Raw genomic sequence first — 25432 nt, forward strand, 5'->3', positions numbered from 1 at the left:
GCGTCGCCCCCGGTAGTCGTATCGCTCAGATCCTTGAACGAAGTTGCTCCCTGCAATCCCTGACTGTTTACCTCTTCCTTTAGGTTTCCCCTTCCCAATCCTTTGGGGTGTCCTTTAGCCATCTTGGCCTGACGAGTCATCCTGTCCCGTCGCACTTTCTCCGTCCTGGGAGGTGTCCTTTACCACATCCTGTGGTGAGTCCATTTGCCCAACCCTGGCAGCCAATCTTCCTGACCGACTTCATTGCGTCCGTGCATGAGTAACTATAAGGATTTTCTAACCGGCTACAACGCCAGATTGGAAAACGTTTTTGTCATTAGCTATTTCGAAAGTGGTGAGTTTCGATTTATTCATTTATAAACAGTTAGTTAAGTTGCTCATCTTCATGTTTTAAGATCTCATCTTCCGATTATCTCGGGGATCTTTTCGGCTGTTGGCTTACATGTGGAATGGCAGATCTCTTACATGGCGTTTTGGTTGCTTCAGAAACAGATGTTGCAGTCTGATGATGGTCATTCAGGATGAGTTGGTGAGGCACACAAAGAGCGGCTGAATGGAGAAATTATTAGCGCTGGTTGAGCCGCTCATAGATGGTCTGGCGCTCTTCAGGAGTCAGCGAAGAGAAGTAATGGGTAAAAAGGCGCAGCAACAGGGACTTGTTCATGCCGTCTTGCTGGGTCAGGTTACCCAGCTCGTCGATGGCCACCGTGCTCATGGAGAAGGTGGCTTTTTTGTAGCTGGGCTTCAGGTGCTCACCACTCTCGATAAAGGCCAGCGCCGACAAGGCTTCATCACGATGCAGGCCCAGTTCGAGGCTGACCACCTTGGGTTTGCCCTTGGCGTAGAACTCCGCATCTTCGATAAATTCGTCGACGGTGAACTTCTTCTGGTGATGCAGCTGGTGCTTTTTCTTCAGATCGGCCAGACCCATCTCACACCCCCACTTGCAGAAACTCTTTGGCGATGGCCCGGATCTCTTCGGCGGATTTGCCATCCGGCTCAATCTCCATCACCGACAGTCCCTTCTCTTCGCTGTCGTCATAGACGTTGCGACCATAGGTGATGGCGTTCAGGACGTCGACACCGAACGAGGAGCAAACCTCTTTCGCTTCGAGAATGCGTTTTACCTGATTGGGCAGGGCGGGGCACTGGGTCAGCACTACTGCTGCATTGAGGGTCGGGTTGACCATCTTGCAGGTGGTGATGAGATCTTCCATATGGGGCAGGGTCTTAAGGTCGCGGCGTTTCGGACGCAAGGGGATCAGGGCGTGGGTGGCGACAGCCATGGTGGAGCGCAGTGCCCGGTTGTCTTGCCCGCCGCAATCGACGATGACGTAGTCGTAGCGGTTTTTCAGGCTGAGCAGGTCGTTGCGAATATTGCCATAGAGCTGCACGCAGTTGATTTGTGGCAGCTCCGGGTTGTCGTTGCGCTCCTGAATCCAGTCAGAGGTGGTGCGCTGCGGGTCGCAGTCGACCAGTAACACCTCCCCCTGAAATTGGGATCTGAGGTAGACCGCCAGATTTTGTGCCAGGCAGCTCTTGCCACTCCCCCCCTTCTCTCCACCGACCAACAAGATCATGACGTTCCCCTATCCATGAGAAAACCGCTGATTTCAGTATAGGAGGGGCCTGTCTCATCACAAGGCGAGAGGAGTGATGCTCCTCTCGTTGTTTCGACTAGTAATGAACGCTGCCTCCCTGCCAGCGGCAGACATAGTCAGGCACCAGCATCTGGGGGGCCTTGTCGACATGGCATACCACCATGGGCATGGCAGGGGCTCCTTCAGCCTGACTGAGGGTGGGGAGCGCAGAGAGCAGCAAAGTCGCGAACAACAGCATGGGTTTCATCTTCATAACAACTCCTTGGTAGTGCCATTCCTGTGTGATCTGGATCACTTTCTGAGTTAAGTCGAGGTTGGCGCCAGCGCAAGGTGAGACGAATAAATTCAATTAATGAAAAAAGTATCAAAAGGCGTTGTGGTGACCGACGAGGATGGCTGCCCACCTTGATGCGGACTTTGTGCATATTAAGTTGAACTGCACAAAGAGGTGATGACTGATGAGGCCTGGCCTGATGGGGTTGGCATCAATGCCATGATCTGGAACAAGAAAAGATTTATGCAGTGAATGTGGTCGAGGTGAGTATTTATTTCTCCCGCGTTCATCCCGTCACGGCGATGTATTCAATACCTAGGGAACAATATTCAAATTATATTTGTAAAGTTATTTATAGTAATGATTTTTAACGGTTTTTGTTATTTGCATTTAATCACTCCAGTGAACTGGCATGAATAAAAAATGAATCAATCTGAAATATAGCAGGGTGGTTTTGCATGGTTATTCGGTGCGCTTTGTGTGGAAAATGCGCAATTTGCTACCGGGGTCATAGATTGGATGGTGAATATATTCAGTTCTGAGTGAATGTGATCAATGTCTAAGTTTGTCGTGATTCGCAGGGCTAACCTCGGTCTCGAAAGGCAAGGGCAGGATAGAACATAAGCCGATTACCCTACATAAAGAATATCCCGCCTTAGCCACGAGCATGAATAGAAGGAATCTATTCAATCACTCGCAGGGACCACTGCTAGACGGAATATAATCATGAGCAAATTTTATGTAGGTTCTGAAGTTGGCCAATTGCGCCGTGTCATGTTGCACCGCCCCAACCTCAGTCTGAAGCGTCTGACTCCTTCCAACTGCCAGGATCTGCTGTTCGATGACGTCCTGTCTGTTGAACGTGCCGGTCAGGAGCACGACAAATTCGCTCAGGTACTGCGCGATCAGAATGTCGAAGTTTTCCTGCTGACCAATCTGCTGGCCGAAACCCTGGATGTGCCGGAAGCCAAAACCTGGCTGTTGCAACATCAGGTCTCCGACTACCGCCTCGGCTCTTCTTTTGCCAACGACGTGCGCTGCTTCCTGGCTGACATGCCGCACCGCGAACTGGCCCGCATTCTCTCCGGCGGCCTCACTTACTCCGAGATGCCCTACAGCGGCGTCAACATGGTAGTGGGCATGCACGCTCCGACCGATTTCATCATCGAGCCGCTGCCCAACCACCTCTTTACCCGTGACACCTCCTGCTGGGTTTACGGTGGCGTCTCCATCAACCCGATGGCCAAGCCGGCTCGTCGCCGCGAGACCAACCATGTGAAGGCCATCTACCGCTGGCACCCGATGTTTGCCGGTCAGGACTTCATCAAGTACTTCGGTGACGAGGAGCGTGACTACGACAACTCCACCATCGAGGGTGGCGACGTACTGGTGATCGGCCGCGGCGCTGTGCTGATCGGGATGTCCGAGCGCACCACCCCGCAAGGTGTCGAGCACCTGGCTCGCAGCCTGTTCAAACATGGTCAGGCCAAGCAGGTCATCGCTATGGAGCTGCCGAAGCACCGCAGCTGCATGCACCTGGATACCGTGATGACCCACATGGATATCGACACCTTCTCCGTTTATCCGGAAGTGATCCGCAAGGACGTGCAGTGCTGGAGCCTGACTCCGGGCGGCGCCACCGGTATGAACATCAAGGAAGAGGGTTACTTCGTCACCGCCATCGAGAAAGCGCTGGGCGTGGATCAGCTGAAGATCATCACCACTGGTGGTGACAGCTTCGAAGCCGAACGTGAGCAGTGGAACGACGCCAACAACGTGCTGACCGTACGTCCCGGCGTGGTGGTGGGTTACGAGCGCAATACCTACACCAATGAGAAATATGACAAGGCCGGTATCACAGTTCTCTCCATCCCGGGTGATGAACTGGGCCGTGGCCGCGGCGGCGCCCGCTGCATGAGCTGCCCGATGGAACGCGACAGCATCTGATGAGACGGCGTGGCGCCGGCAGAAGCTGGCGCCACACAGAACCAAATTCGAGATTAACCACTATGAAAAAACCAACTGTCGTCGTCGCTCTGGGTGGCAATGCACTGCTCCGTCGTGGTGAGCCACTGGAAGCGGATATCCAGCGCAAGAACATCGCAACTGCCGCCAAGACCATCGCCCTCATCGCTCAGGAGTACAACGTGGTGCTGGTGCATGGCAACGGCCCGCAAGTCGGCTTGCTGGCCCTGCAAAACAGCGCCTACACCAAGGTGTCCCCCTATCCGCTGGATGTGCTGGGTGCCGAGTCCCAGGGCATGATCGGCTACATGCTGATCCAGGAACTGAAAAATCTGATGCCAAGCCGCAACGTCACCGCGCTGCTGACTCAGGTGCAGGTCGATCCCAAGGATCCGGCATTCGCCAACCCGACCAAATTTATCGGCCCCGTCTACGAAGAGGCTGAAGCCCGCACCCTGGCAGAAGAGAAGCGCTGGGTGGTCAAGGCTGACGGCAAGTTCTTCCGCCGTGTAGTGCCATCCCCGCTGCCCCAGCGTATCGTCGAAGGCGACGCCATCGAAACCCTGATTGCCCAGGGCCACCTCATCATCTGTACCGGTGGCGGCGGCATCCCTGTGACTTGGGATGGTCAGAGCCTGACCGGTATCGAAGCCGTCATCGACAAGGACATGTCTGCCGCCTATCTGGCCAAGCAGATCAAGGCCGACGCCCTGCTGATCCTGACCGATGCCGATGCCGTCTATCTGGATTGGGGCAAGCCGACCCAGCGTCCACTGCGAGTCACCAGCCCGGACGAGCTGGCCGGGGTCAAGTTCGACGCAGGTTCCATGGGACCGAAAGTCGAAGCCTCCTGTGAATTTGTCAAAGCGACCGGTGGCATGGTTGGCATCGGCTCGCTGGAAGATGGTCTTGCCATCCTCAAGGGTGAAGCCGGCACCAATATCGTCGCCACCCGCACCGTACATGCGTAATTACCGATATCTGTACTGAGAATGCGTAGTCAACACTACTGCCCGAACTGGTCTGAAACATATATAGAGAGAACTCATCATGGCTTTTAATCTGCGTAACCGTAACTTCCTGAAACTGCTGGACTTCACCCCGCGCGAAATCCAATACATGATCGACCTGGCCATCGACCTGAAAAAAGCCAAATACGGTGGCTACGAGCGCAAGCATCTGGTCGGTAAAAACATCGCCCTGATTTTCGAGAAGACCTCCACCCGTACCCGTTGTGCATTTGAAGTGGCGGCCTTCGACCAGGGCGCGCAAGTCTCCTACCTTGGCCCAAGCGGTTCCCAAATCGGTCACAAGGAGTCCATGAAGGACACCGCTCGTGTACTGGGTCGCATGTATGACGGTATCGAATACCGCGGCTACGGTCAGGAGATCGTGGAAGAGTTGGGCGCCTACGCCGGTGTTCCGGTCTGGAACGGCCTGACAAACGAATTTCACCCGACCCAGATCCTGGCTGACTTCATGACCATGCTGGAGCACGGCAAGGGCAAGCGTCTGGATCAAATCAAGTTTGCCTACCTGGGTGATGCCCGCAACAACATGGGTAACTCCCTGATGGTCGGCGCCGCCAAAATGGGCATGGACATCCGTCTGGTCGCACCGAAAGCCTTCTGGCCGGAAGAGGAGCTGGTTGCCAAGTGCCGCCTGATCGCCGAAGAGACCGGCGCACGCATCACCCTGACCGAAGATGTGAAAGAGGGCGTGCTGGGTGCGGACTTCCTCTACACCGACGTCTGGGTATCCATGGGTGAAGCGAAAGAAGCCTGGGATCAGCGCGTCAAACTGATGACCCCGTATCAGGTCAACATGGATGTCATCAACGCCACCAAGAACCCGGATGTGAAGTTCATGCACTGCCTGCCGGCGTTCCACAACGACGAGACCACCATGGGCAAGGAAGTGGCTGACAAATATGGCATGAAAGGCCTGGAAGTGACCGAGGACGTGTTCGAATCCGAGCACAGCATCGTGTTCGACGAGGCCGAAAACCGGATGCACACCATCAAGGCAGTGATGGTTGCTACGCTGGGCGACTAAGGTCGCAGTAGTGGTGCCGGGGGGCGACCCCCGGCTTTTCGACCATGTGACAGCGGCATAATACCTCTAACCCTACAACCCGCAGCCTGCATGGATACCACACCCACAGAAGGAAGCTGGACCATGACCAAATTCAAGTTCCCGTCAGCCTACACGATACTGTTTGTGCTGATCGCCCTGGTGGCCGCCCTGAGCTGGATAGTGCCGGCCGGCAAATATGAGATGACCATGAACGAAGCCCTCGGCAAAGAAGTGCCGGTGGCGGGTACCTACAAACTGGTGGAGGGGAATCCCCAGGGGATCGTCGATGTGCTGCTGGCACCTATCGATGGCCTCTACAACCACGACACCTATGAGGCAGGCGCCATCGACGTCTCCCTCTTTATCCTGATCATCGGTGGTTTTCTTGGCATTGTGACCAAGACAGGTGCCATCGATGCCGGTATCGAACGTGTGACCGACCGTCTGCGTGGCCGTGAAGAGTGGATGATCCCGATCCTGATGGCGCTGTTCGCCGCAGGCGGCACCATCTACGGCATGGCCGAAGAGTCGCTGCCGTTCTACACCCTGCTGGTGCCGGTGATGATGGCCGCCCGTTTTGACCCTGTGGTGGCGGCGGCAACCGTGCTACTGGGTGCCGGTATCGGTACTCTCGGCTCCACCATCAACCCGTTTGCCACTGTTATCGCCGCCAACGCCGCCGGTATCTCCTTCACCGACGGTATCTGGCTGCGCGTCGCCATGCTGGTGGCTGGTTGGTTGCTCTGCGTTGCCTACGTCATGCGTTATGCCAAGATGGTGCGCAGCGATCCGAGCAAATCTCTGGTGGCTGACAAGTGGGAAGAGAACCGTGCCCACTTCCTCGGCAACAAGAGCGACCAGATGCTGGAGTTTACTCTGACCCGTAAAATCGTGCTGGGTATCTTCGTCGCCGCCTTTGCCGTGATGATCTACGGTGTGGCCGTGCTGGGCTGGTGGATGGCGCAGATCTCCGGTGTGTTCCTGGCTGCCGCCATCATCGTCGGTGTCATCTCCCGCATGAGCGAAGAGGAGCTGACCTCCAACTTTATCGACGGTGCCCGCGACCTGCTGGGTGTGGCGCTGATCATCGGTATCGCCCGCGGTATCGTGGTGGTAATGGATAACGGCATGATCACTCACACCATTTTGCACAGTGCAGAAGGGATCGTGACCGGCCTCTCCACCATCGTCTTTATCAACGTGATGTTCGTGCTGGAAGTGGTGCTCTCCTTCCTGGTGCCGTCCTCCTCCGGTCTGGCCGTACTGACCATGCCGATCATGGCGCCGCTGGCCGACTTTGCCAACGTGGGTCGCGATCTGGTTGTGACTGCTTATCAGTCTGCCTCCGGTCTGGTGAACCTGGTGACCCCGACCTCCGCCGTGGTCATGGGCGGTCTGGCCATCGCCAAGGTGCCTTATGTGCGCTGGCTGAAGTGGGTGGCTCCGTTGCTCGGAATCCTGACCGTGTTGATCGTGGTCTGCCTGAGCCTGGGCGCCGTGCTCTCCTGAGGGATGACAAGCAAGATGAAACGGGAGCCTGCGGGCTCCCGTTTTTTATGGGCGCAAGAAGTGATGGGCACAAAGTAGCAGGCAACAAAAAGGCGACCCGCGGGTCGCCTCAGTGCATTTGGGGGAGAGAGCTTAGCGGGCCTGCGCCAGCGTGCGCACCACGGCGGCATGGGCCTGACGGGTGCGGCTGATATGGCGCGGCGCGACCAGCACTACATCGTTGCCCGCGACGGCGCCCATGATCTCGGGATTGGCGTTGCGATCCAGCAGGCGAGCCACCACGGTGGCGGCCCCCGGGGTGGTGTGGATCAGCACCATCTGCTGGTTGTGTACCACTTCGCGCACCATGTCGTGGATAGAGCGGGTACTGCCAGCGGGCTCCAGCTGCTCATCGACCAGGGTGTAGACCTTCTTGCCGTTGGCATTCTGCGCCTTGGCAACGCCGAGGCGGCGCAGCAGGCGGGAGATGGTGGACTGGCTGATGTCGGCAAAGCCGCGCTCCGACAGCTCGCGGCGGATCTCTTCCTGGGTGCTGTAGCAGTGCTGACCGATGATCTGGCGACAGGCATCCAGCTGGGCCAGATCGGGCTCTTGGGCAACGGGACGACTGAGGGTTTTGACCACGGCGAATTCCTTTGATGATGACCGGAGGTAAACGCGCGATATCTGCCATAGCAGTCAGTTATCAGGCAAAAACACTGATAATCCATCTATATGCAGGGAATGAGCGGGCATTACCATCTTGCGATGGCAAATTATAGCTGACTGGAAATTCGGTGATGTGACAGGGTTCAAAAATGGGCCCCGCAGGGCCCAATCAGATATCAGTAACGCTCGCTGACGATGTCCTGAGTGAAGGACTTCTCGCAATATTTGCACTTCATCCGCACGACGCCTTTCACTTCGCGCACCCGGAAGTAGCTGTCTACCGGCTCGTTGTGGGAGATGCAGTTGGAGTTGGGGCAGTGGAACACCCCGGCGATGAACTCCGGCAGCTCCAGCTGGTGCTTCTTCACCACATTGAAGTCTTCGATGATGTTGACGGTCGCTTTCGGGGCGAACAGCGCCAGCTGGTTGGCCTGTTGCTCGGTCAGGCGGGTGTTCTCAATCTTGATGAGATCCTTCTTGCCCAGCGCGCCGGATTTCAGGTTGAAGCCGACGGTGATCCGCTCCTGGGTTTCGACCAGCTGGAACAGCTTGAGGATCTTGATGCCCTGGCCAGCGGGGATGTGATCGATGACGGAGCCGTGACGGATGGCTTCGACTTGCAGTTGGTTTTTGTCAGACATGATATTCCCCTAAGCTCAGACAGTTTCGTTCAGTACCAGTGCCAGCAGCGCCTGGCGTGCATAGACCCCGTTCTCCGCCTGCTGGAAGTAGCAAGCGTGGGGAGTCTTGTCGACCGCCACATCGATCTCGTCGACGCGGGGCAGGGGATGCAGGATCTTCATGGTGGGCTTTGCCCCTTCCAGAGTCGCCAGCTCCAGAATGAACTTGGCGGCCATGTGCTTGTATTCGGTCTCGTCGAAGCGCTCTTTCTGGACGCGGGTCATGTAGAGGATGTCCAGCTCCGGCATCACCTCTTCCATGGTCTGGTGGACGCTGAACTGGATACCCTTCTCTTCCAGCTCTTCGCAGATGTAGTCCGGCATCGCCAGCGCTTCCGGGGAGATGAAGAAGAAGCGGCAGTTGAACAGGCTGAGTGCCTGGGCCAGCGAGTGCACGGTGCGGCCATATTTCAGGTCACCGACGAAGGCGACGTTGAGGTTGTCCAGACGGCCCTGGGTCTCATGGATGGTGAACAGGTCGAGCAGGGTCTGGCTCGGATGCTGGTTGGAGCCGTCGCCGCCGTTGATGACCGGCACGCGGGAGAACTCGGAGGCCAGACGGGCCGCGCCCTCTTTCGGGTGGCGCATCACCACCGCATCCGAGTAGGAGCCGATGATCTTGATGGAGTCAGCCAGCGTCTCGCCCTTCTTGGCGCTGGTGTTGCCACCGTCGGCGAAGCCGATGATGTTGCCGCCAAGGCGCTGTACCGCGGTCTCGAACGAGAGGCGGGTGCGGGTGGAGGCTTCGAAGAAGCAGCTGGCAACCAGCTTGTCTTTCAACAGGCTGGTGTCAGGTTCAGCCTTCAACCGTTGTGCGGTTGAGACTACCAGTTCCATTTCTGACCGGGTCAGGTCCGAAATGGAGATGACATGTTTCTTATAGAGTGGATTGGTCATCGTCTGCATTCCCTTTGACATCATTGGAGGTTTTTCGGGCACAAAAAAAAGCCCCTGAAACAGGGGCTTTTTTTAAAAATAACTGGGGATCTTTGGGGTGGGAACCGGAAACAACGGGGCCGCTCTGGTGCGCACCACCCGTCTGCAAGGCTGTTTTCTGAATCAAAAACTGCATCGTTTCGTCCCGACCTTTTTCAAAACCGGACAGATTATAGGGCCGCTTTTTTAATTGTCAAAATTTTATTTCCGATGCCAATTTCAGCATGAAAAACGTTTAAGTGACGGAAACATGACGACAAATCCACACTCTGTGCGTCTCTTGCAGCGATTCCCCATCGCGGACCATGGCGCGCAAATAACCGAGTCTGTGGTGCCCTTCCAGCAGGCAGTAGGGGCGGGGCAGGGGATGGCCGTTCGGGTAGCTGGCTCCCTCCTCCGGCGCCAGTACGATGACAGGTTCGGGCCAGGTGCCTTCGCTCAGCATCTTCTCGCCGAGCCAGGAGCGGCGGACATAGCGGTTGCTGCGCAGCATCTCCCCCCAGCGCTCGATCACCTCCATATGGCGGGAGTCCACCTGCTCTACCAGTTGCGCGGTGGGCCAGCTTTCACAGGTGAATTGATGGCTGGCGAGATCGATAAAGCTCCAGTTGGACTCAAAACCGCGCCAATGGCGGTAAATCCACTGTGAGAGCACATTTTCAGGAATAAAGGGCACCAGCGGCGCGACCCGTTCAAGATAGGCGGGCAGGGGCTCTGTTTTGCGTTCATCCCTGAAGTTGAGGGGCGCCAGTTGTTGGAGCAGTCGGTAATTGAGCATAAGTGGCCTCCCGGTACCTGATTTCACCCTACCCCCATTTATGTCCCATTCCTACCCCGGCAGGGCTGCAAATACAGCAAGTTATCCCGCTTCGCTGCACAAATAACCGCGACTTGTTCGGGATTTGTGCAATCGCATCGAAAGCGTAAAAAAAGCCTTTACCTTTGATCTCCACTTTGTATACTACGCCTCGTTTGTTGCAGGGGCGTAGTTCCAATTGGTAGAACAGCGGTCTCCAAAACCGATGGTTGCGGGTTCGAGTCCTGCCGCCCCTGCCATTTTCAGAAAGGCCAACTCATTGAGTTGGCCTTTCGCATTTCCGGCGTTCGCCAATTTATCCATCTCTCCTTTCTCTTCTCCTTCTTGCCGTTAGCAGTCCGGTGACTGTGGCCACATTGATCTCGATGTCTGCCGCAAGAGCGTTCAATGTGCAGCAACCCGCTGTTTCAGGACGGTGACCAGCCGCTGGTGGCGGGCGGGGAGTGGCCACTCTGCGCGGTAGATCAGCCAGAGGGTGTCGATCACCTCAATGCTGCTCTGGATCACCCGGATCTTCTCCTGCTGGGCAAAGGCGGTGACGGCGAAGCGGGGCAGCACGGTAAAGCCGAGGCCGCGGGCGACCGGTTCCAGGATCAGGCCGATCTGGTTGGTAAAGCCGCGCAGCGGGATCTCGCCGAAGCGCTGGCCGGGGTAGCGTCGTCCCAACAGGCGTTGTGCCATGCTGCGGCCATCCGGGTGGTCGATAAAGCCGAGCTGACAGAGGTGCTGCCAGCTCTGCTCCTCGCCATCGTTGGGCACCACTAGGCAGAGGGGTTCGCGGGCGAAGGGCTCGGCGGCGATGCTGGGGTGTTCCGGCGGATGATCCACCAGTCCCAGATCGCTGCGCCCTGCCAGTATCGCCTGCACTATGTCGGGGGTGGGGGCAAAGCGGTGCTGGATGGTGAGTCCGGGGTGCTCCTGTTGCTGGTCGAGCAGCAGGGGATAGAGCAGCAGACCGATGCTACCCGGGGTGGACAGGGTGATGGCGCCGTGGTGAGGGTCATCGTCCGAGAGGCGTGCCCGCAGCTGTTCGGCGGCCTGCTTCTGCTGGCGGGCGAAGTCGAGCAGCACCAGCCCGCGCGGAGTGAACTCCAGCTGACGGGGCTTGCGCAGCAGCAGGGGGCCAAATTCGGCCTCGAGGCGCGAGATATGCTGACTGACGGCGGCCTGGGTGAGATTCAGCCGCTCGGCGGCACGGGTAAAACTGCCGGTTTCATGCACCACCACCAGGGTGTGGAGCCAGAGTGGATTAACCATAAATTTAATTTATGCCTTCCATTAGTTTGACCTTATTTTTCATTATGTCGCCCCTTCCTATCATGTCACCTGTTTCCCACACACAATTTCAAGGTGACGTATGACCTATCCACGCAACTTCTCCCACATCGGCATCACGGTGACTGACCTCGACAAGGCAGTCGAGTTCTATACCAAGGTGATGGGCTGGTATCTCATCATGCCGGCCACCACCATCACCGAGGATGACTCTGCCATCGGCGTGATGTGTAACGACGTGTTTGGCCCGGGTTGGGGTTCTTTTCGCATCGCCCACCTCTCCACCGGCGACAAGATTGGCATCGAGCTGTTCGAGTTCCCCAACAGCGAGCAGCGCGAAAACAACTTCGAATTCTGGAAGACCGGAGTGTTCCACTTCAGCGTGCAGGATCCGGATGTCGAGGGGCTGGCGGCGCGCATCGTCGCGGCGGGCGGCAAGCAGCGGATGCCGGTGCGAGAGTACTACCCGGGCGAGAAGCCCTACCGCATGGTCTACATGGAAGATCCCTTCGGCAATATCGTCGAGATCTACAGCCACAGCTATGAGCTGACCTACTCCGCCGGTGCATATCAGGGGTAAGTGACAGGCCGCCTTCGGGCGGCATGCTGCTTTGTTGTTACAAGAGTCAGTAGCATGGAATAGCGATCTGGTTCACACGAATAGCGCGTTCTGTTGTTGATAGATGGGAAAATATACAGATTCACTAAAGTCTGTTCATATTGCGGCCGATAGCCTTTGATACATCAGGGTTTTCCCTGCCTGACACAACAACAAGGATTCGTCGTCATGACCCTCTCTCTGCGCGGCAAGCTGCTGGCCACCAGTCTTGGCGTGGTGCTGCTGATGGCATCACTGCTCGGCATCGTTGCCTTTCACACCCTCAAATCCCGCACCATGAGCGCCATCCAGAGCGAGGCGGTCAACTATGGTCACGCCTACTCGGTCGCCATCGGCGACTGGATGACGGATCGCAAGAACACCGTCCATGCGCTGGTCAACCTGATCAGCGATAACCCCCAAGCCGAGCTGGTACCGCACCTGAAGCAGGCCTACACCTCGGGCGGCTTCGGGCTCACCTATTTTGGCTCCGCACAGGGGGTGATGACCCGGCAGGATCCCTCCCTCAACACCGGCAACTATGACCCGCGCGAGCGCCCCTGGTATCAGGATGCGGTGAAAGCGGGTCAGCTGATCGTCACTGCCCCCTATGTCAGCGTCACCATGCAGAAGCTGGTGGTCACTCTTTCCGAGCCGGTGCGCCATCAGGGCGAGCTGGTTGGTGCCGTGGGGGCCAACCTGGCGCTCGACAAGCTGATCGACGAAGTGCTGGCGATGAAGGTGCAGGGTGAGGGCTATGCCATGCTGCTCGACAGCAGCGGCCTCATCGTCGGCCATCCGCAGAAGGATCTGGCGCTCAAGCCCATCGCCGAGCTGGCGCCGGGACTCTCTGCCGCCACCTTCCAGCAGTGGGGCCGCGAAAACAGCGAGCTGCACGCCGCCACCCTCGACGGGCGGGATGTGCTGCTGGCAGTACAACCGGTGCCGGGCACCGACTGGCTGCTGGCCATGGTGATGTATCGCGATGTGCTGGAGGCGCCGCTCAGCAGTCTGCTGTGGGAGCTGGTGGGGCTGACCCTGGTGCTGATGCTGGTGTTCAGTACCCTGCTCACCGCCACCTTCAAATACCTGTTCGCCGATCTCGGTCGGGTCGCGCACGCCCTGCACGACATCGCCCACGGCGAGGGGGATCTCACCGTTCACATCAACACCCACAGCAAGGATGAGGTGGGTCAGCTGGCCCAGAACTTCAACCAGTTCGTGGCGCGGCTGCACGGTATCGTCAGCCGGTTGCGGGATGTGACCGTCGAGCTGGCGGCCCAGTCCCGTGCCCAGGCGGCCGGGGCGCAGGCTCGCAGTCAGCGGGTGCGCCAGCAGCAGGACGAGATCGTGATGGTGGCGACCGCGGTGACTGAGATGGCTTCCGCCACCCAGGAGATCGCCGGTAACGCCGAGTTTGCCGCCACCACCGCCACCGATGCGGTCGCACTGGCGGTCGCCGGCCAATCCCAGGTTGGCCAGAGTCAGCGCAGCATTACCGGTTTGGCGGACGAAGTGGCCGATGCCAGCCAGATCATCAATGAGCTGGACAGCCATGCCCAGAAGATCAGCGGCATTCTGGCGACCATCAGCGGCATCGCCGAGCAGACCAACCTGCTGGCGCTCAACGCCGCCATCGAGGCGGCCCGGGCCGGTGAGCAGGGCCGTGGTTTTGCGGTGGTGGCAGACGAGGTGCGGGTGCTGTCACGCCGTACCCACGACTCCACCGACGAGATCCAGCAGATGATCGAGACCCTGCAGCAGACCACCCGTCGCGCCGTGGGTGGCATGGAGACCAGCCGTCAGCTGGCGGGTACCAGCGTCGAGGATGCGGAAGCGGCCAACCAGAGCCTTGCCCGGATCAACGAGGCGATCGGCTCCATCAGCGACATGGCGACCCAGATCGCGGCGGCGGCCGAGGAGCAGACTTCGGTGACCGGCGAGATCAGCCGCAATACCGAAAATATCCGCCACGTCTCGCAAGAGCTGGCCGAGCAGGCGGGCAGCGAGGCGGCGCAGGCGGCCGAACTCAAGTCGCTGACCGAGCGGCTGGAGCAGGAGATCGGTCGCTTCCGGCTCTGACATCCCGCCACACCAGCAACAGAAAGGGCAGCCCGCGGGCTGCCCTTTGTTATTTCACGACTGGCTTAAGGGGTCTGCTTGACCCAAATCAGCTGGTCGGTGGCAAAGCCCAGCGACTTCGCCTTGGCGATCAGCGCATCCACTTTCGCCTTGGGCGGGTTGGGTGAGCGGGAGAGGATCCAGAGGTAGTCGTGGTTGTAGCTGGTCACCAGCGAGAGCTGGTAATCGGGATCGAGATCGATGACGTTGTAGCCGCCGTAGAAGGGGCCGAAGAAGCTCACCTTGAGCCGCGCCTCGTCAGGACTATCGACGAAGTAGGCCTTGCCCTCGGCTTCGCGCCAGCTGCCATCGCTCTGCTTGCCGCGGTTGAGCACCTTGACGCCGCCATCGTCCCGCAGGCTGTAGGTGGCGCTCACCTGCTCCAACCCCCGTTCGAAGCTGTGGTCGAGGCGGGCGATTTCGTACCAGGTGCCAAGATAACGGTCGAGCTGGAAGCCGGTAACGGGGCGGATGCCGTCGGCAATCCCGGTACAGGCCGTCAGCAGCAAAGCGGTGAACAGGCAAAGCAATGAACGCATAAGTAATCCCTCTCTTGTTATCCCTCGATGATGCGCAGCTGGCCATCCCGGAAGCGGGAGGCCTGATCTGTCGGCGTGCTGCCGAAGAAGCGCTTGTACTCCCGACTGAACTGGGAGTTGCTCTCGTAACCGACTCTGGCCGCCGCGGTGCCCGCCTTGATGCCGTCGTGCAGCATCATCATTCGCGCCTTGTGCAGGCGAAACGACTTGATGTACTGCAACGGCGAGGTAGCGGTGACCGCCTTGAAGTGGTGGTGAAAGGCGGAGACGCTCATGTTCACCTCCCGCGCCAGCTCCTCCATGGTGAGGTTATCGGCATAACGGGACTCTATCATACGCAGCACCCGGGCGATCTGGCCCACATGGTTGTGGCGATTGGCGAGCGCTTGCAGCGCCGGGCCGCCCCCCTCGGTGAGGGCGTGGAACAGCATCTCCCGCACCGTCTGCGGCCCCAGCACCCTGGCGTGCAGCGGGTTGTCCATCAGCTCGATCAGTCGCTCGGCGGCGCAAAACATGGTTTCGGACAGGGGGACCGAGTGGACGCCGCTCTTTTGCGGCGCGGGGGCGGGCAGGGCATCGCCCAGCTCCAGCAGCAGCTCTTGCAGGGTGACCAGATCGATCTCGATGGTAAAACCGATAAGCGGCTGCTCGGGGGAGGCGAAGCACTCGCACTCGCAGGGGAGCGGCAGGGTCATCAGCAGGTAGTGGTTGGGGTCGTAGCGAAACACCTGATCCGCCAGATAACCCACCTTGTGTCCCTGCAGGATAACGATCATCCGCGGTTGGTAGAGCACCGGGGTGCGGCCATGGTGCTCGGTGGTATAGATGAGGTTGACCTGTTTCACCGGTGATGGGGTGATGCCGGGGGCGGTGACGTGGCGGGTCACTCTGGCGGCGAGGTCGCTGTAACGGTTTTGCATGGGTGCTCTTTGATTCGACAGTTCCGGTTTTCGCTGCTTTGTAGAAATAGGCAAGAATCAAGCAGGATGTTGTCTTGATGGTAGGGTGGTTCTGGAGAAAAATGCAATCACGATTTCGCGGCCAGGCCGCCCTGACTATCAGAAGAAGGCAATGTCGATGAACAACTTTACGCTCCATACCCCGACCAAAATCCTGTTCGGCCAAGGGCAGATCGCCCAGCTGCGCGAGCAGCTTCCGAGCGATGCCCGCGTCATGATCACCTATGGCGGCGGCAGCGTGGTACGCAGCGGCTTGCTGGAGCAGATCCGTAACGAGCTGGCTGGCATGACCCTGTTTGAATTTGGCGGCATCGAACCGAATCCGGCCTACGAGACCCTGATGGGCGCCGTGGAGCTGGCCCGTGCCGAGCGGGTCGACTTCCTGCTCGCCGTTGGTGGTGGTTCCGTGCTCGATGGTACCAAGTTTATCGCCGCTGCCGCGCACTACGATCTGGCCAAGGATCCCTGGCACATTCTCGAGACCGTCGGCAGCGAAGTGCGTTCCGCCATCCCGCTCGGCTCAGTGCTGACCCTGCCGGCGACCGGTTCCGAAATGAACATGGGCGCCGTCATCACCCGTCGCAGCAGTGGCGACAAGGTGCACTTCTTCTCGCCGTTCGTGATGCCGCGCTTCGCCGTGCTGGATCCGGTGCTCACCTACACCCTGCCCGAGCGTCAGGTGGCGAACGGGGTGGTGGATGCGTTCGTCCACATCGTGGAGCAGTACCTCACCTATCCGGTCAACGCCAAGGTGCAGGATCGCTTCGCTGAAGGTTTGCTGCTGACCTTGATCGAAGAGGGCCCCAAGGCGCTGGCCGAGCCGCAGAACTACGAGGTACGCGCCAACATCATGTGGAGCGCCACCATGGCGTTGAACGGCCTGATCGGTGCCGGTGTGCCGCAGGATTGGGCCACCCACATGCTGGGTCACGAGCTGACTGCCCTGCACGGCCTCGACCACGCCCAGACTCTGGCGGTGGTGCTGCCCGCCCTGCTGCAGGCCAAGCGCAAACAGAAGCATGCCAAGCTGCTGCAATACGCAGAGCGGGTGTGGGGTCTGCACAGCGGCAGCGAAGCGGAGCGCATCGACGATGCCATCGCCGCGACCCGCGACTTCTTCGAGCGGATGGGGGTCAAGACCCGACTGCGCGACTACGGTCTGAAAGATCTGGGTATCGACACCCTGATCGGCAAGCTGGGTGAGCACGGCATGACCCGTCTGGGCGAGCACGGCGATATCGATCTGGTGCAGAGCCAGCATATTTATGAAGCGGCCTGGTAAGGGCCGCCAATCGGTGCCAAACGGGCGAAACGATTGAATTGTCGGGGCCCTCTCCCGCCATATGGCGGCTGAGTGGCCCCGCTTTTGTTGGGAAAATGTTACTTTTCGGCGTTTCGCTGCGAGAAGTGAGACGAAAGCGGATTTCGTAAGAACAAAAAACGCTAAGATAGAGGGCCGGTAAAACATTTTTTTTGACTGGTTGGATCACTTTTTTCAGCCGTTTTTACTGGTATAAGCCTCTAATTTGGTTTGTTTTTTTTAATCGTAGCCAGGGATGGTCTGAATTCTGTACGAGTGCCGTCGGGACTGCGGTTGTAATAAAACTCCAAAATTTGATACTAATCACCTTCGCGCCTGAAAAGCGGGGGCCTGACCATGACAGGAGGTTGAGGTAAAGCCTACTGATTTTCATAACAAAGAGCCCTGGACCTGCACTTTGGTCATGTCTTGTTTCGTCAGAAGTGAGACACTGGGCAGCGATTGTTTATTAACCATCAGGGAATAGTCATGCAGATTGGAATACCGAGAGAGAGTCTCGCCGGTGAGACCCGGGTCGCAGCGACCCCGGCTACCGTCGAGCAGCTGAAAAAGCTCGGCTTCGAGGTCGCCATCGAGACCGGCGCAGGCCTGTCGGCCAGCTTCGATGATGCCGCCTTCGAGGCTGCCGGTGCCAGCGTGGTGCCGAATGTCTGGCAAGCCGACCTTATCTTCAAGGTCAATGCGCCGACCGATGCCGAGATCGCACAAATTAAAGATGGCGCCACTCTGGTGAGCTTCATCTGGCCTGCCCAGAACCCTGAGCTGGTCAAGAAGCTGTCCGAGCGCAACATCAATGTGATGGCGATGGATATGGTGCCGCGGATCTCCCGTCCAGTCCCTCGATGCCCTCTCCTCCATGGCCAACATCGGTGGCTATCGCGCCGTGGTTGAAGCTGCGCACCAGTTCGGTCGCTTCTTCACCGGTCAAATCACCGCAGCCGGTAAAGTGCCGCCTGCCAAGGTACTGGTGATCGGTGCCGGCGTAGCCGGTCTGGCCGCCATCGGTACGGCCGGTTCCCTCGGTGCCATCGTGCGTGCGTTCGATACCCGTCTGGAAGTGGCCGAGCAGATCGAATCCATGGGTGGGGAATTCCTCAAGCTGGACTTCGGTGGCGAAGACGGCGCATCCAGCGATGGTTACGCCAAAGTCATGTCTGATGAGTTCATCAAGGCCGAGATGGAGCTGTTCGCCCAGCAGGCCAAAGAGGTGGATATCATCATCACCACCGCCCTGATCCCGGGCAAGCCGGCTCCCAAGCTGATCACCAAAGAGATGGTCGACAGCATGAAGCCGGGCTCCGTCATTGTGGACATGGCCGCTCAGGCTGGCGGCAACTGTGAATACACAGTGCCGGGTGAGCTGCATGTCACCGACAACGGCGTCAAGGTGATCGGTTACACCGATCTGCCGGGTCGTCTGCCTGCCCAATCCTCCCAGCTCTACGGTACCAACCTGGTCAACCTGATGAAGCTGATGTGCAAGGAGAAGGACGGCAACGTTGCCATCGACTTCGAAGACGTGGTTCAGCGCAACATGACGGTGATCCAGGCCGGTGAAGTGACCTTCCCGCCGCCCGCCATCTCTGTCTCTGCTGCCCCGCAGAAACCGGCCGCCGCCAAACCGGCAGCCAAGAAGGAAGAGGCCAAGCCTTCCAACAAGAAGTTCGTGTTCGGTGCCCTCGGCATCGCCGCCTTCGGCTGGATCGCCTCCGTTGCCCCGGCAGCCTTCCTCTCCCACTTCACCGTATTCATCCTGGCCTGTGTGGTCGGTTACTACGTGGTGTGGAACGTCTCTCACGCCCTGCACACGCCGCTGATGTCGGTCACCAATGCCATCTCCGGCATTATCGTGGTCGGTGCCCTGCTGCAGATCGGGCAAGGGTCGACCCTGGTTACCGCATTGGCCTTCATCGCCGTGCTGATTGCCAGTATCAACATCTTCGGCGGCTTCACCGTCACTCAGCGCATGCTGAAGATGTTCCGTAAGGATTAAGGGGGTTTAACGTGTCTCAAGGACTGGTAACAGCATCCTATATCGTTGCCGCCGTGCTCTTCATCCTCAGTCTCGCGGGACTGTCGAAGCAAGAAACGGCCAAGCATGGCAACCTGTTCGGTATCGCGGGTATGGCTATCGCCCTGCTCGCCACCGTATTCAACCCGGAGACCAGTGGCGTTCACTGGATCATTCTGGCCATGGTGATCGGCGGTGCCATCGGCGTGCGTCTGGCGCTCAAGGTCGAGATGACCGAGATGCCCGAGCTGGTGGCCGTGCTGCACAGCTTCGTGGGTATGGCGGCAGTGCTGGTGGGCTTCAACAGCTTCATCGATCTGCACCCCTCTGCCCCTGCTGAGGTGGTCGTCTCCGTCGGTTCCAACCTGGATGCCACTCTGGCAGCCGCCCGTGCGGCGTTCGAGCAGGCCAACAGCGTTGCTCAGGTCGAGCACCTGACCGGCGCCATGCTGAACATCCATCTGGTCGAGATCTTCCTGGGCGTCTTCATCGGTGCCGTAACCTTTACCGGTTCCGTGGTTGCCTTCGGCAAACTGCGTGGTCTCATCTCCTCCAAGCCGCTGATGCTGCCGCACCGCCACAAGCTGAACCTGCTGGCCGTGGTCGCCTCGCTGGCGCTGATGGTCTACTTCGTCAACGCCGGTGGCTCCACCTTCGCTCTGCTGGTGATGACCCTGATCGCCTTCGCCTTCGGCTGGCATCTGGTTGCCTCCATCGGTGGCGCCGACATGCCGGTGGTGGTCTCCATGCTGAACTCCTACTCCGGTTGGGCGGCAGCGGCGGCGGGCTTCATGCTCTCCAACGACCTGCTGATCGTCACCGGTGCCCTGGTGGGTTCCTCCGGTGCGATCCTCTCTTACATCATGTGTAAGGCGATGAACCGCTCCTTCATCTCCGTGATCGCCGGTGGCTTCGGCTCCGATGGCGTGGCCTCCACGGCTGATCAGGAGATGGGCGAATACCGCGAAACCAGCGCCGAGGAAGTGGCTGACCTGCTGAAGAACTCCAGCTCCGTCATCATCACCCCGGGCTACGGTATGGCGGTGGCGCAGGCTCAGTATCCGGTTGCCGAGATCACCCAGAAGCTGCGTGACCGCGGCGTCAAGGTGCGTTTTGGTATCCACCCGGTTGCCGGTCGTCTGCCTGGCCACATGAACGTGCTGCTGGCGGAAGCGAAAGTCCCGTATGACATCGTGCTGGAAATGGACGAGATCAACGACGACTTCGCCGATACCGACACCGTGCTGGTGATCGGTGCCAACGACACCGTCAACCCGGCCGCGATGGAAGATCCGGGCAGCCCGATCGCCGGTATGCCGGTGCTGGAAGTGTGGAAAGCGCAGAACGTCATCGGCTTCAAGCGCTCCATGAACACTGGCTACGCCGGTGTCCAGAACCCGCTGTTCTTCAAGGAAAATACCCAGATGCTGTTTGGCGATGCCAAGGCCAGCGTCGAGGCAATCCTGAAAGCACTGTAAGTGCCATTCAGAGAGTGAATATCAAGGAGGCTTCGGCCTCCTTTTTTATTGCTCATCCCTTGTATATCCTCAATCCATACGGACCATGAGGGATCTCCATGATGTGGTGTCAGGGTTGGCGAAGGATCGGGTTGTACGGCTGGCTGCTGGCCTCCCTGTTTGGTGCTGGTTCGGCCGTGGCGACGAACGAGCCGCCGACTCTGACGCTGCTGACCGAGCTGTGGCCCCCTTATGTGATGCGTGGTGACAATGGCGAGCTGGCCGGCGCCGATCTCGATCTGGCCTGTACCGTGTTGCGCCAGATGGGTTATCGCACTGAAATCAGGGTGCTGCCCTGGAAGCGGGTTCTGCAGCAGGCCCGTCTCAAGCAGGGGGATGCGGTAGTCGACGTATTCTTTGAACCTTCCCGCCAGCATTGGCTCCACTACCCCGAAGAGCCGCTCTCTTACAGCGGCGAAGTGCTCTTCTATCCGACGGTTCGTCCGGTGGATTTCAAGCAGCTCTCCGACCTCAAGGATCTGCGGATAGGTATTCAGGAAGATTATGCCTACAGCCCCGATTTTCTGACCGATCCCGGCGTTATCCGGATGCCGATGACGGGGGAGGGGAATGCCATCAAACAGCTGCATCTGATGATGGCCGGTCGGCTGGACGGGGTGGTGCTCAACGAGCGGGTCGGTCGCTATTTGCTGCATACCCAGGGGTTGCAGGATCAGGTGAGCCACGGCTCGCGTCTGCTGACCGACGACAACCGCAACTTCCTCGCGTTTACCCACAAGCCCGGCCACGACCAGCTGGCTATCCGCTTCTCCTCTGCCCTCAAGGCGTTCAAACAGACCCCCGCCTACAAGCAGTTGCTGGCTCGCTATCACCTCTGAGTTGCCGCCCTGCTGTGCGCCGCTTCACAATTTGTCGCACTTTGTTAAAAGGTGGGCATAATGGCGAACAAAAAGGGGATGCCGCTCAACATTAGTTGATCTTGTTGATAGTAGAATCAACTGCGGTTTACTCAAAGTTACTTATATATGTCCACAGCAGCCACCACTGACCAGATCAATTCGTTAACGGATGAAGAACGTCATCTGATCGCCAGTTTCGAGCCCGCGGTCGAGGCGCTGGCCGCGCTGTTTGGCGCAGGGTGCGAGGTGGTGTTGCATGCGTTCGATACGCTGGATGCATCGGTCATCAAGATTGCCAACGGCCATATCACCGGTCGTCGGGAGGGGGCGCCGGTCACCGACTTTGCCCTCAACCGCTTGCAGGGGGAGGCGGGCAGCCAGTGGAGCAGTTACTTCAGCCGTACCCGCGACGGGACGCTGATGAAGTCCTCCTCCATCACTATCAGCAACCGGCAGGGCAAGCCCATCGGCATGCTCTGCGTGAACTTCAGTCTGGATACCTCCCTTGGTAGCCTGCTCGATACCTTTGCGCTGCCAGCGGCACCGGCTCCGCTCAACAACGAGACCTTTGCCTGCTCGGTGGACGATCTGGTGACTCAGGTGATTGAGAAGGTGGATCGGGACGATTCGCTCTCCTGCACGGTGCGCAACAAGGAGATAGTGACCCGGCTCTTCGACATGGGGATCTTCGAGATCAAGGAGGCGGCCCAGCTGGTTGCCCGGATGCTCGGCATCTCCCGTCATACTGTTTATCTGCATATCCGTAATCACAAAGCGGATCTGAACAAGCAATAACTGCCTGCGGGCACCCTGAACATGAGAAATACTGCGATGAAAGCACAATGGACCGACTTTATTACCCTGCTCAAGCGTGAAGTGGTGCCGGCCCTGGGCTGTACCGAGCCGATGTCGGTGGCGCTGGCGGCGGCCAACTGCCGCAAGTTGCTGGGGGAGACCCCGACCCGCATCAGCGTTTGGGTCAGTGGCAATCTGTTCAAGAACGGCATGGGCGTCGGGGTGCCGGGTACCGGCATGATCGGTCTGCCGGTGGCCGCAGCGGTCGGCATCACAGGGGGCAACCCCGATGCCGGACTGGAGGTGCTCAAGACCCTCACACCAGAACAGGTGGAAGCGGCCAAGGCGTTGCTGCCGGTCATCAAGGTGGATGTGAAGGATGTGCCGGACGTGCTCTACGCCGAGGTGCTGGCCGAAGTTGAAGGGCACAGTGCCCGGGTGGTGATCTGCACCGACCACACCCGCATCATCCTGATGGAGAAGGATGGCGAGGTGCTGATGGAGCAGGCCAGTGCCCCCGGCGTGCAGATCCAGCCGGCCAAATCCGCCAAACCGGCCATGACCCTGCGGGAGATCGTCGATTTTGCATTGGAAGTGCCGCTGGCGGAGATCTACTTTATCCGCGAGGCCGCCACCATGAATCAGGCGCTGGCGGACGAAGGGTTGCAGGGTTACGGCCTGAAGATCGGCAAGATCCTCACCGAGCAGGTGGAGCGCAAGCTGCTCTCCGATGACCTGATGACTCTGGCGATGCGCCTCTCCTCTGCTGCCTCCGATGCTCGGATGGATGGTGCCATGCTGCCCGCCATGTCCAACTCCGGTTCCGGCAATCAGGGCATTGCCGCCACCATGCCGGTGGTCGCGGCGGCCCGCTTCCTCAAGGCGAGCGACGAGCAGCTGACCCGGGCACTGGTGATGAGCCATCTGGTGGCCATCTACATCAAGACCTATCAGAACAAGCTGTCGGCCCTCTGCGCCGCCAGTACCGCCGCCATGGGGGCCGGTGCCGCCATCACCTGGCTGCTGGGCGGCCAGTATCAGCAGATCAGCCACTGCATCAACAACATGATTGGCGATGTCTCCGGCATCATCTGCGACGGCGCGGGCAGCGCCTGCTCCATGAAGGTCTCCACTTCCACCTCGGCGGCGGTTAAGTCTTCGCTGATGGCTATCAACAACCTGCATGTCCCCCAGAGCGAGGGGATCGTCTCCGACGACGTGGATCAGACCATCGCCAATCTGGGCCGCCTCTCCAAAGAGGGGATGCTGGATACCGACATCGAAATCATCAACATCATGCGAGCGAAACAGCAGAAGCAGTGAATCTGTGACAAGGGGGCGATAGACCCCCTTGTTCTTGTCACGACGGCGCAGACCGTCTGACACGGTTGCCAGGGCAAGCATGGCGCTTGCTCTTGTTTCTCGGGCGCAAGCCCGCTTTTTGGGGAGTCATACCATGACATTTAGCGTTATCGGCAATCTGGCTATCGCCGCCATCTTGCTGTTCTTTCTCTACCGGTTACAGGAAAAACATGTGAGCTTCACCCGCCGGGTATTTGCCGGTCTGGGGATCGGTATTCTGTTCGGCGCCGCGTTGCAACTGCTTTACGGTGCAGGTTCGTCCGTCATTGTTCAGACCATCGACTATCTGGATATCGTGGGTAGCGGCTATGTGAAGCTGCTGCAGATGATCATCATCCCGCTCATCATGGTCTCCATCATCAGCGCTATCTTGAAGCTCAATGGCGGCACTGCGCTGGGCAAGATCAGCGCCATGACCATAGGCGTGCTGATCTTCACCACCGCCATCGCCGCCGGGGCGGGCATCCTGATGTCCAACCTGTTTGGCCTGACCGCTGAAGGGCTCACATCCGGGGCCGCCGAGAGCGCCCGTGGCGCTGCGCTGCAGACCACCCTCGGTAGCGTCGAGAGCATGTCGTTCGCCAAGATGATGCTGGAGTTCATTCCCGCCAACCCCTTCCTCGACATGACCGGGGCGCGCAAGACCTCCACCATCGCCGTGGTGATCTTCTCCATCTTCATCGGCCTCTCCGCTACCGGCATCGCCCGCAAGAAGCCGGAGATCTTCGCCAGCTTCAGCCACTTCGTGGCCGTGGCTCATGCCATCGTGATGCGAATGGTGACCCTGGTGCTGCGCCTGACCCCGTTTGGCGTACTGGCGCTGATGACCAAGGTGGTCTCCGGCTCCAACTATGCGGATATTCTTAACCTGCTCAGCTTTGTGATGGCCTCTTACGGTGCCATCGCCATCATGTTTGTCGTGCACCTGCTGCTGGTGAGCATGGTCGGCATCAACCCGCTGCGCTTCCTCAAGAAGATCACGCCGGTGCTGGCCTTTGCCTTCACCTCGCGCACCAGTGCGGGCTCCATTCCGATGAACGTGCAGACCCAGACCAAGTCGCTGGGTATTCCTGAGGGGATCGCCAACTTCGCCGCCTCCTTCGGTTCCACCATCGGCCAGAACGGCTGTGCCGGTATCTATCCGGCCATGCTGGCCGTGATGATTGCCCCGACCGTCGGGGTCAACCCGATGGATCCCGGCTTTATCATGACCCTGATCGCCATCATTACCGTCAGCTCCTTCGGGGTGGCCGGGATTGGCGGTGGCGCCACCTTTGCCGCGCTGATCGTGCTCTCCGCGTTGGACTTCCCGGTGGCGCTGGCCGGTCTGCTCATTTCCATCGAGCCGCTGATCGACATGGGCCGTACCGCGCTCAACGTCTCCGGCTCCATCACCGCAGGGACGGTCACCAGCCGTCTGATGGGCGAGACCGACATGCATGTGTTCAACAGCGATCACGAAGTGAGTCTGGACGGCGAAGAGTCCACCGTCTGATTTGCTGTCGGTTGATCTGCCTGTGGAAAGGGGTGACCCTTTCCCGTCATAGACCGCAGGGAGGGCATGCCCT

Annotated in this window: 23 protein-coding genes, 1 tRNA gene and 1 pseudogene; 14 read left to right on the top strand and 11 right to left on the bottom strand. The window is 58.9% G+C overall.

Annotated elements, in window-relative coordinates:
* Window positions 1–565 precede the first annotated feature (565 nt).
* From ACTG2O_RS04555 to ACTG2O_RS04565, 3 genes are all read right to left on the bottom strand, one after another.
* On the bottom strand, window positions 566–931 hold the full coding sequence (locus ACTG2O_RS04555) for a CopG family transcriptional regulator (RefSeq protein WP_139405392.1): 366 nt from the start codon (window positions 929–931) through the stop codon (window positions 566–568).
* A gap of 1 nt (window position 932) precedes the next feature.
* On the bottom strand, window positions 933–1580 hold the full coding sequence (locus tag ACTG2O_RS04560) for an AAA family ATPase (protein ID WP_005339716.1): 648 nt from the start codon (window positions 1578–1580) through the stop codon (window positions 933–935).
* 97 nt (window positions 1581–1677) lie between these two features.
* The gene (locus ACTG2O_RS04565; RefSeq protein WP_174218990.1) at window positions 1678–1854 is read right to left on the bottom strand and encodes a hypothetical protein; all 177 of its coding nucleotides are present in this window, start codon (window positions 1852–1854) and stop codon (window positions 1678–1680) included.
* A gap of 747 nt (window positions 1855–2601) precedes the next feature.
* On the opposite strand from ACTG2O_RS04565, the gene arcA reads away from it, so the two are divergent.
* The 4 genes from arcA (at window position 2602) to ACTG2O_RS04585 (ending at window position 7425) form a co-directional block, all read left to right on the top strand.
* Window positions 2602–3822: an arginine deiminase gene (arcA, locus tag ACTG2O_RS04570; protein ID WP_005339718.1), complete on the top strand. Its 1221-nt coding sequence runs from the start codon at window positions 2602–2604 to the stop codon at window positions 3820–3822.
* Window positions 3823–3884: 62 nt separating this feature from the next.
* A complete protein-coding gene (gene arcC, locus ACTG2O_RS04575) occupies window positions 3885–4811 on the top strand; it encodes a carbamate kinase (RefSeq protein WP_265776091.1) in 927 nt (308 codons plus the stop codon).
* Between the two features lie 79 nt (window positions 4812–4890).
* Window positions 4891–5895, top strand: a complete 1005-nt coding sequence (gene argF, locus ACTG2O_RS04580; protein ID WP_005339721.1) for an ornithine carbamoyltransferase — start codon at window positions 4891–4893, stop codon at window positions 5893–5895.
* 123 nt (window positions 5896–6018) lie between these two features.
* Window positions 6019–7425, top strand: coding sequence for a YfcC family protein (locus ACTG2O_RS04585; protein WP_040070076.1), 1407 nt, complete (start codon window positions 6019–6021; stop codon window positions 7423–7425).
* A 132-nt stretch (window positions 7426–7557) separates the two neighbouring features.
* Here the strand turns inward: ACTG2O_RS04585 and ACTG2O_RS04590 are convergent, their stop codons facing one another.
* From ACTG2O_RS04590 to ACTG2O_RS04610, 5 genes are all read right to left on the bottom strand, one after another.
* Window positions 7558–8049: an arginine repressor gene (locus ACTG2O_RS04590; protein WP_005339728.1), complete on the bottom strand. Its 492-nt coding sequence runs from the start codon at window positions 8047–8049 to the stop codon at window positions 7558–7560.
* 200 nt (window positions 8050–8249) lie between these two features.
* Window positions 8250–8714 carry an aspartate carbamoyltransferase regulatory subunit gene (pyrI, locus tag ACTG2O_RS04595; protein ID WP_005339730.1) on the bottom strand — a complete coding sequence of 155 codons (465 nt, stop codon included), beginning with the start codon at window positions 8712–8714 and terminating at the stop codon, window positions 8250–8252.
* A gap of 15 nt (window positions 8715–8729) precedes the next feature.
* Window positions 8730–9650, bottom strand: a complete 921-nt coding sequence (gene pyrB, locus ACTG2O_RS04600; protein WP_005339735.1) for an aspartate carbamoyltransferase — start codon at window positions 9648–9650, stop codon at window positions 8730–8732.
* A complete protein-coding gene (locus ACTG2O_RS04605) occupies window positions 9631–9825 on the bottom strand; it encodes a hypothetical protein (protein WP_133249581.1) in 195 nt (64 codons plus the stop codon). The genes pyrB and ACTG2O_RS04605 overlap by 20 nt, the downstream gene beginning before the upstream one ends.
* A gap of 99 nt (window positions 9826–9924) precedes the next feature.
* The gene (locus tag ACTG2O_RS04610; RefSeq protein ID WP_439975393.1) at window positions 9925–10467 is read right to left on the bottom strand and encodes a hypothetical protein; all 543 of its coding nucleotides are present in this window, start codon (window positions 10465–10467) and stop codon (window positions 9925–9927) included.
* 201 nt (window positions 10468–10668) lie between these two features.
* Between ACTG2O_RS04610 and ACTG2O_RS04615 the strand changes: the two genes are divergently transcribed.
* Window positions 10669–10745 (top strand) — tRNA-Trp (locus ACTG2O_RS04615).
* A gap of 145 nt (window positions 10746–10890) precedes the next feature.
* Here the strand turns inward: ACTG2O_RS04615 and ACTG2O_RS04620 are convergent.
* Window positions 10891–11763: a LysR family transcriptional regulator gene (locus tag ACTG2O_RS04620; RefSeq protein WP_439975394.1), complete on the bottom strand. Its 873-nt coding sequence runs from the start codon at window positions 11761–11763 to the stop codon at window positions 10891–10893.
* 100 nt (window positions 11764–11863) lie between these two features.
* Here ACTG2O_RS04620 and ACTG2O_RS04625 point away from each other — a divergent pair, with 100 nt between their 5' ends.
* Window positions 11864–12361 (top strand): lactoylglutathione lyase family protein, encoded by a 498-nt coding sequence (locus ACTG2O_RS04625; protein ID WP_042054839.1) that lies wholly within the window; start codon window positions 11864–11866, stop codon window positions 12359–12361.
* Between the two features lie 207 nt (window positions 12362–12568).
* On the top strand, window positions 12569–14461 hold the full coding sequence (locus ACTG2O_RS04630; RefSeq protein ID WP_439975395.1) for a methyl-accepting chemotaxis protein: 1893 nt from the start codon (window positions 12569–12571) through the stop codon (window positions 14459–14461).
* A gap of 65 nt (window positions 14462–14526) precedes the next feature.
* Here the strand turns inward: ACTG2O_RS04630 and ACTG2O_RS04635 are convergent, their stop codons facing one another.
* A complete protein-coding gene (locus tag ACTG2O_RS04635; protein ID WP_439975396.1) occupies window positions 14527–15039 on the bottom strand; it encodes a lipocalin family protein in 513 nt (170 codons plus the stop codon).
* 17 nt (window positions 15040–15056) lie between these two features.
* A complete protein-coding gene (locus ACTG2O_RS04640; RefSeq protein WP_439975397.1) occupies window positions 15057–15959 on the bottom strand; it encodes an AraC family transcriptional regulator in 903 nt (300 codons plus the stop codon).
* 157 nt (window positions 15960–16116) lie between these two features.
* Between ACTG2O_RS04640 and yqhD the strand changes: the two genes are divergently transcribed.
* From yqhD to ACTG2O_RS04675, 7 genes and pseudogenes are all read left to right on the top strand, one after another.
* Window positions 16117–17280, top strand: a complete 1164-nt coding sequence (gene yqhD / locus ACTG2O_RS04645; protein WP_439975398.1) for an alcohol dehydrogenase — start codon at window positions 16117–16119, stop codon at window positions 17278–17280.
* A gap of 507 nt (window positions 17281–17787) precedes the next feature.
* Window positions 17788–19312, top strand: a pseudogene (pntA, locus tag ACTG2O_RS04650) (Re/Si-specific NAD(P)(+) transhydrogenase subunit alpha).
* Between the two features lie 11 nt (window positions 19313–19323).
* Complete coding sequence (pntB, locus tag ACTG2O_RS04655) at window positions 19324–20808, top strand: Re/Si-specific NAD(P)(+) transhydrogenase subunit beta (RefSeq protein WP_005339759.1); 1485 nt, start codon at window positions 19324–19326, stop codon at window positions 20806–20808.
* A 98-nt stretch (window positions 20809–20906) separates the two neighbouring features.
* On the top strand, window positions 20907–21686 hold the full coding sequence (locus tag ACTG2O_RS04660) for a substrate-binding periplasmic protein (protein ID WP_279497100.1): 780 nt from the start codon (window positions 20907–20909) through the stop codon (window positions 21684–21686).
* A 147-nt stretch (window positions 21687–21833) separates the two neighbouring features.
* Window positions 21834–22502 (top strand): helix-turn-helix transcriptional regulator, encoded by a 669-nt coding sequence (locus ACTG2O_RS04665; protein WP_139412118.1) that lies wholly within the window; start codon window positions 21834–21836, stop codon window positions 22500–22502.
* 21 nt (window positions 22503–22523) lie between these two features.
* The gene (locus ACTG2O_RS04670) at window positions 22524–23825 is read left to right on the top strand and encodes an L-cysteine desulfidase family protein (RefSeq protein WP_041201971.1); all 1302 of its coding nucleotides are present in this window, start codon (window positions 22524–22526) and stop codon (window positions 23823–23825) included.
* A 133-nt stretch (window positions 23826–23958) separates the two neighbouring features.
* The gene (locus ACTG2O_RS04675) at window positions 23959–25359 is read left to right on the top strand and encodes an L-cystine transporter (protein WP_439975399.1); all 1401 of its coding nucleotides are present in this window, start codon (window positions 23959–23961) and stop codon (window positions 25357–25359) included.
* Window positions 25360–25432: the final 73 nt, after the last annotated feature.

The organism is Aeromonas sp. 61P, from assembly GCF_051919545.1.
In the GTDB taxonomy this organism is placed as follows: domain Bacteria; phylum Pseudomonadota; class Gammaproteobacteria; order Enterobacterales; family Aeromonadaceae; genus Aeromonas; species Aeromonas veronii.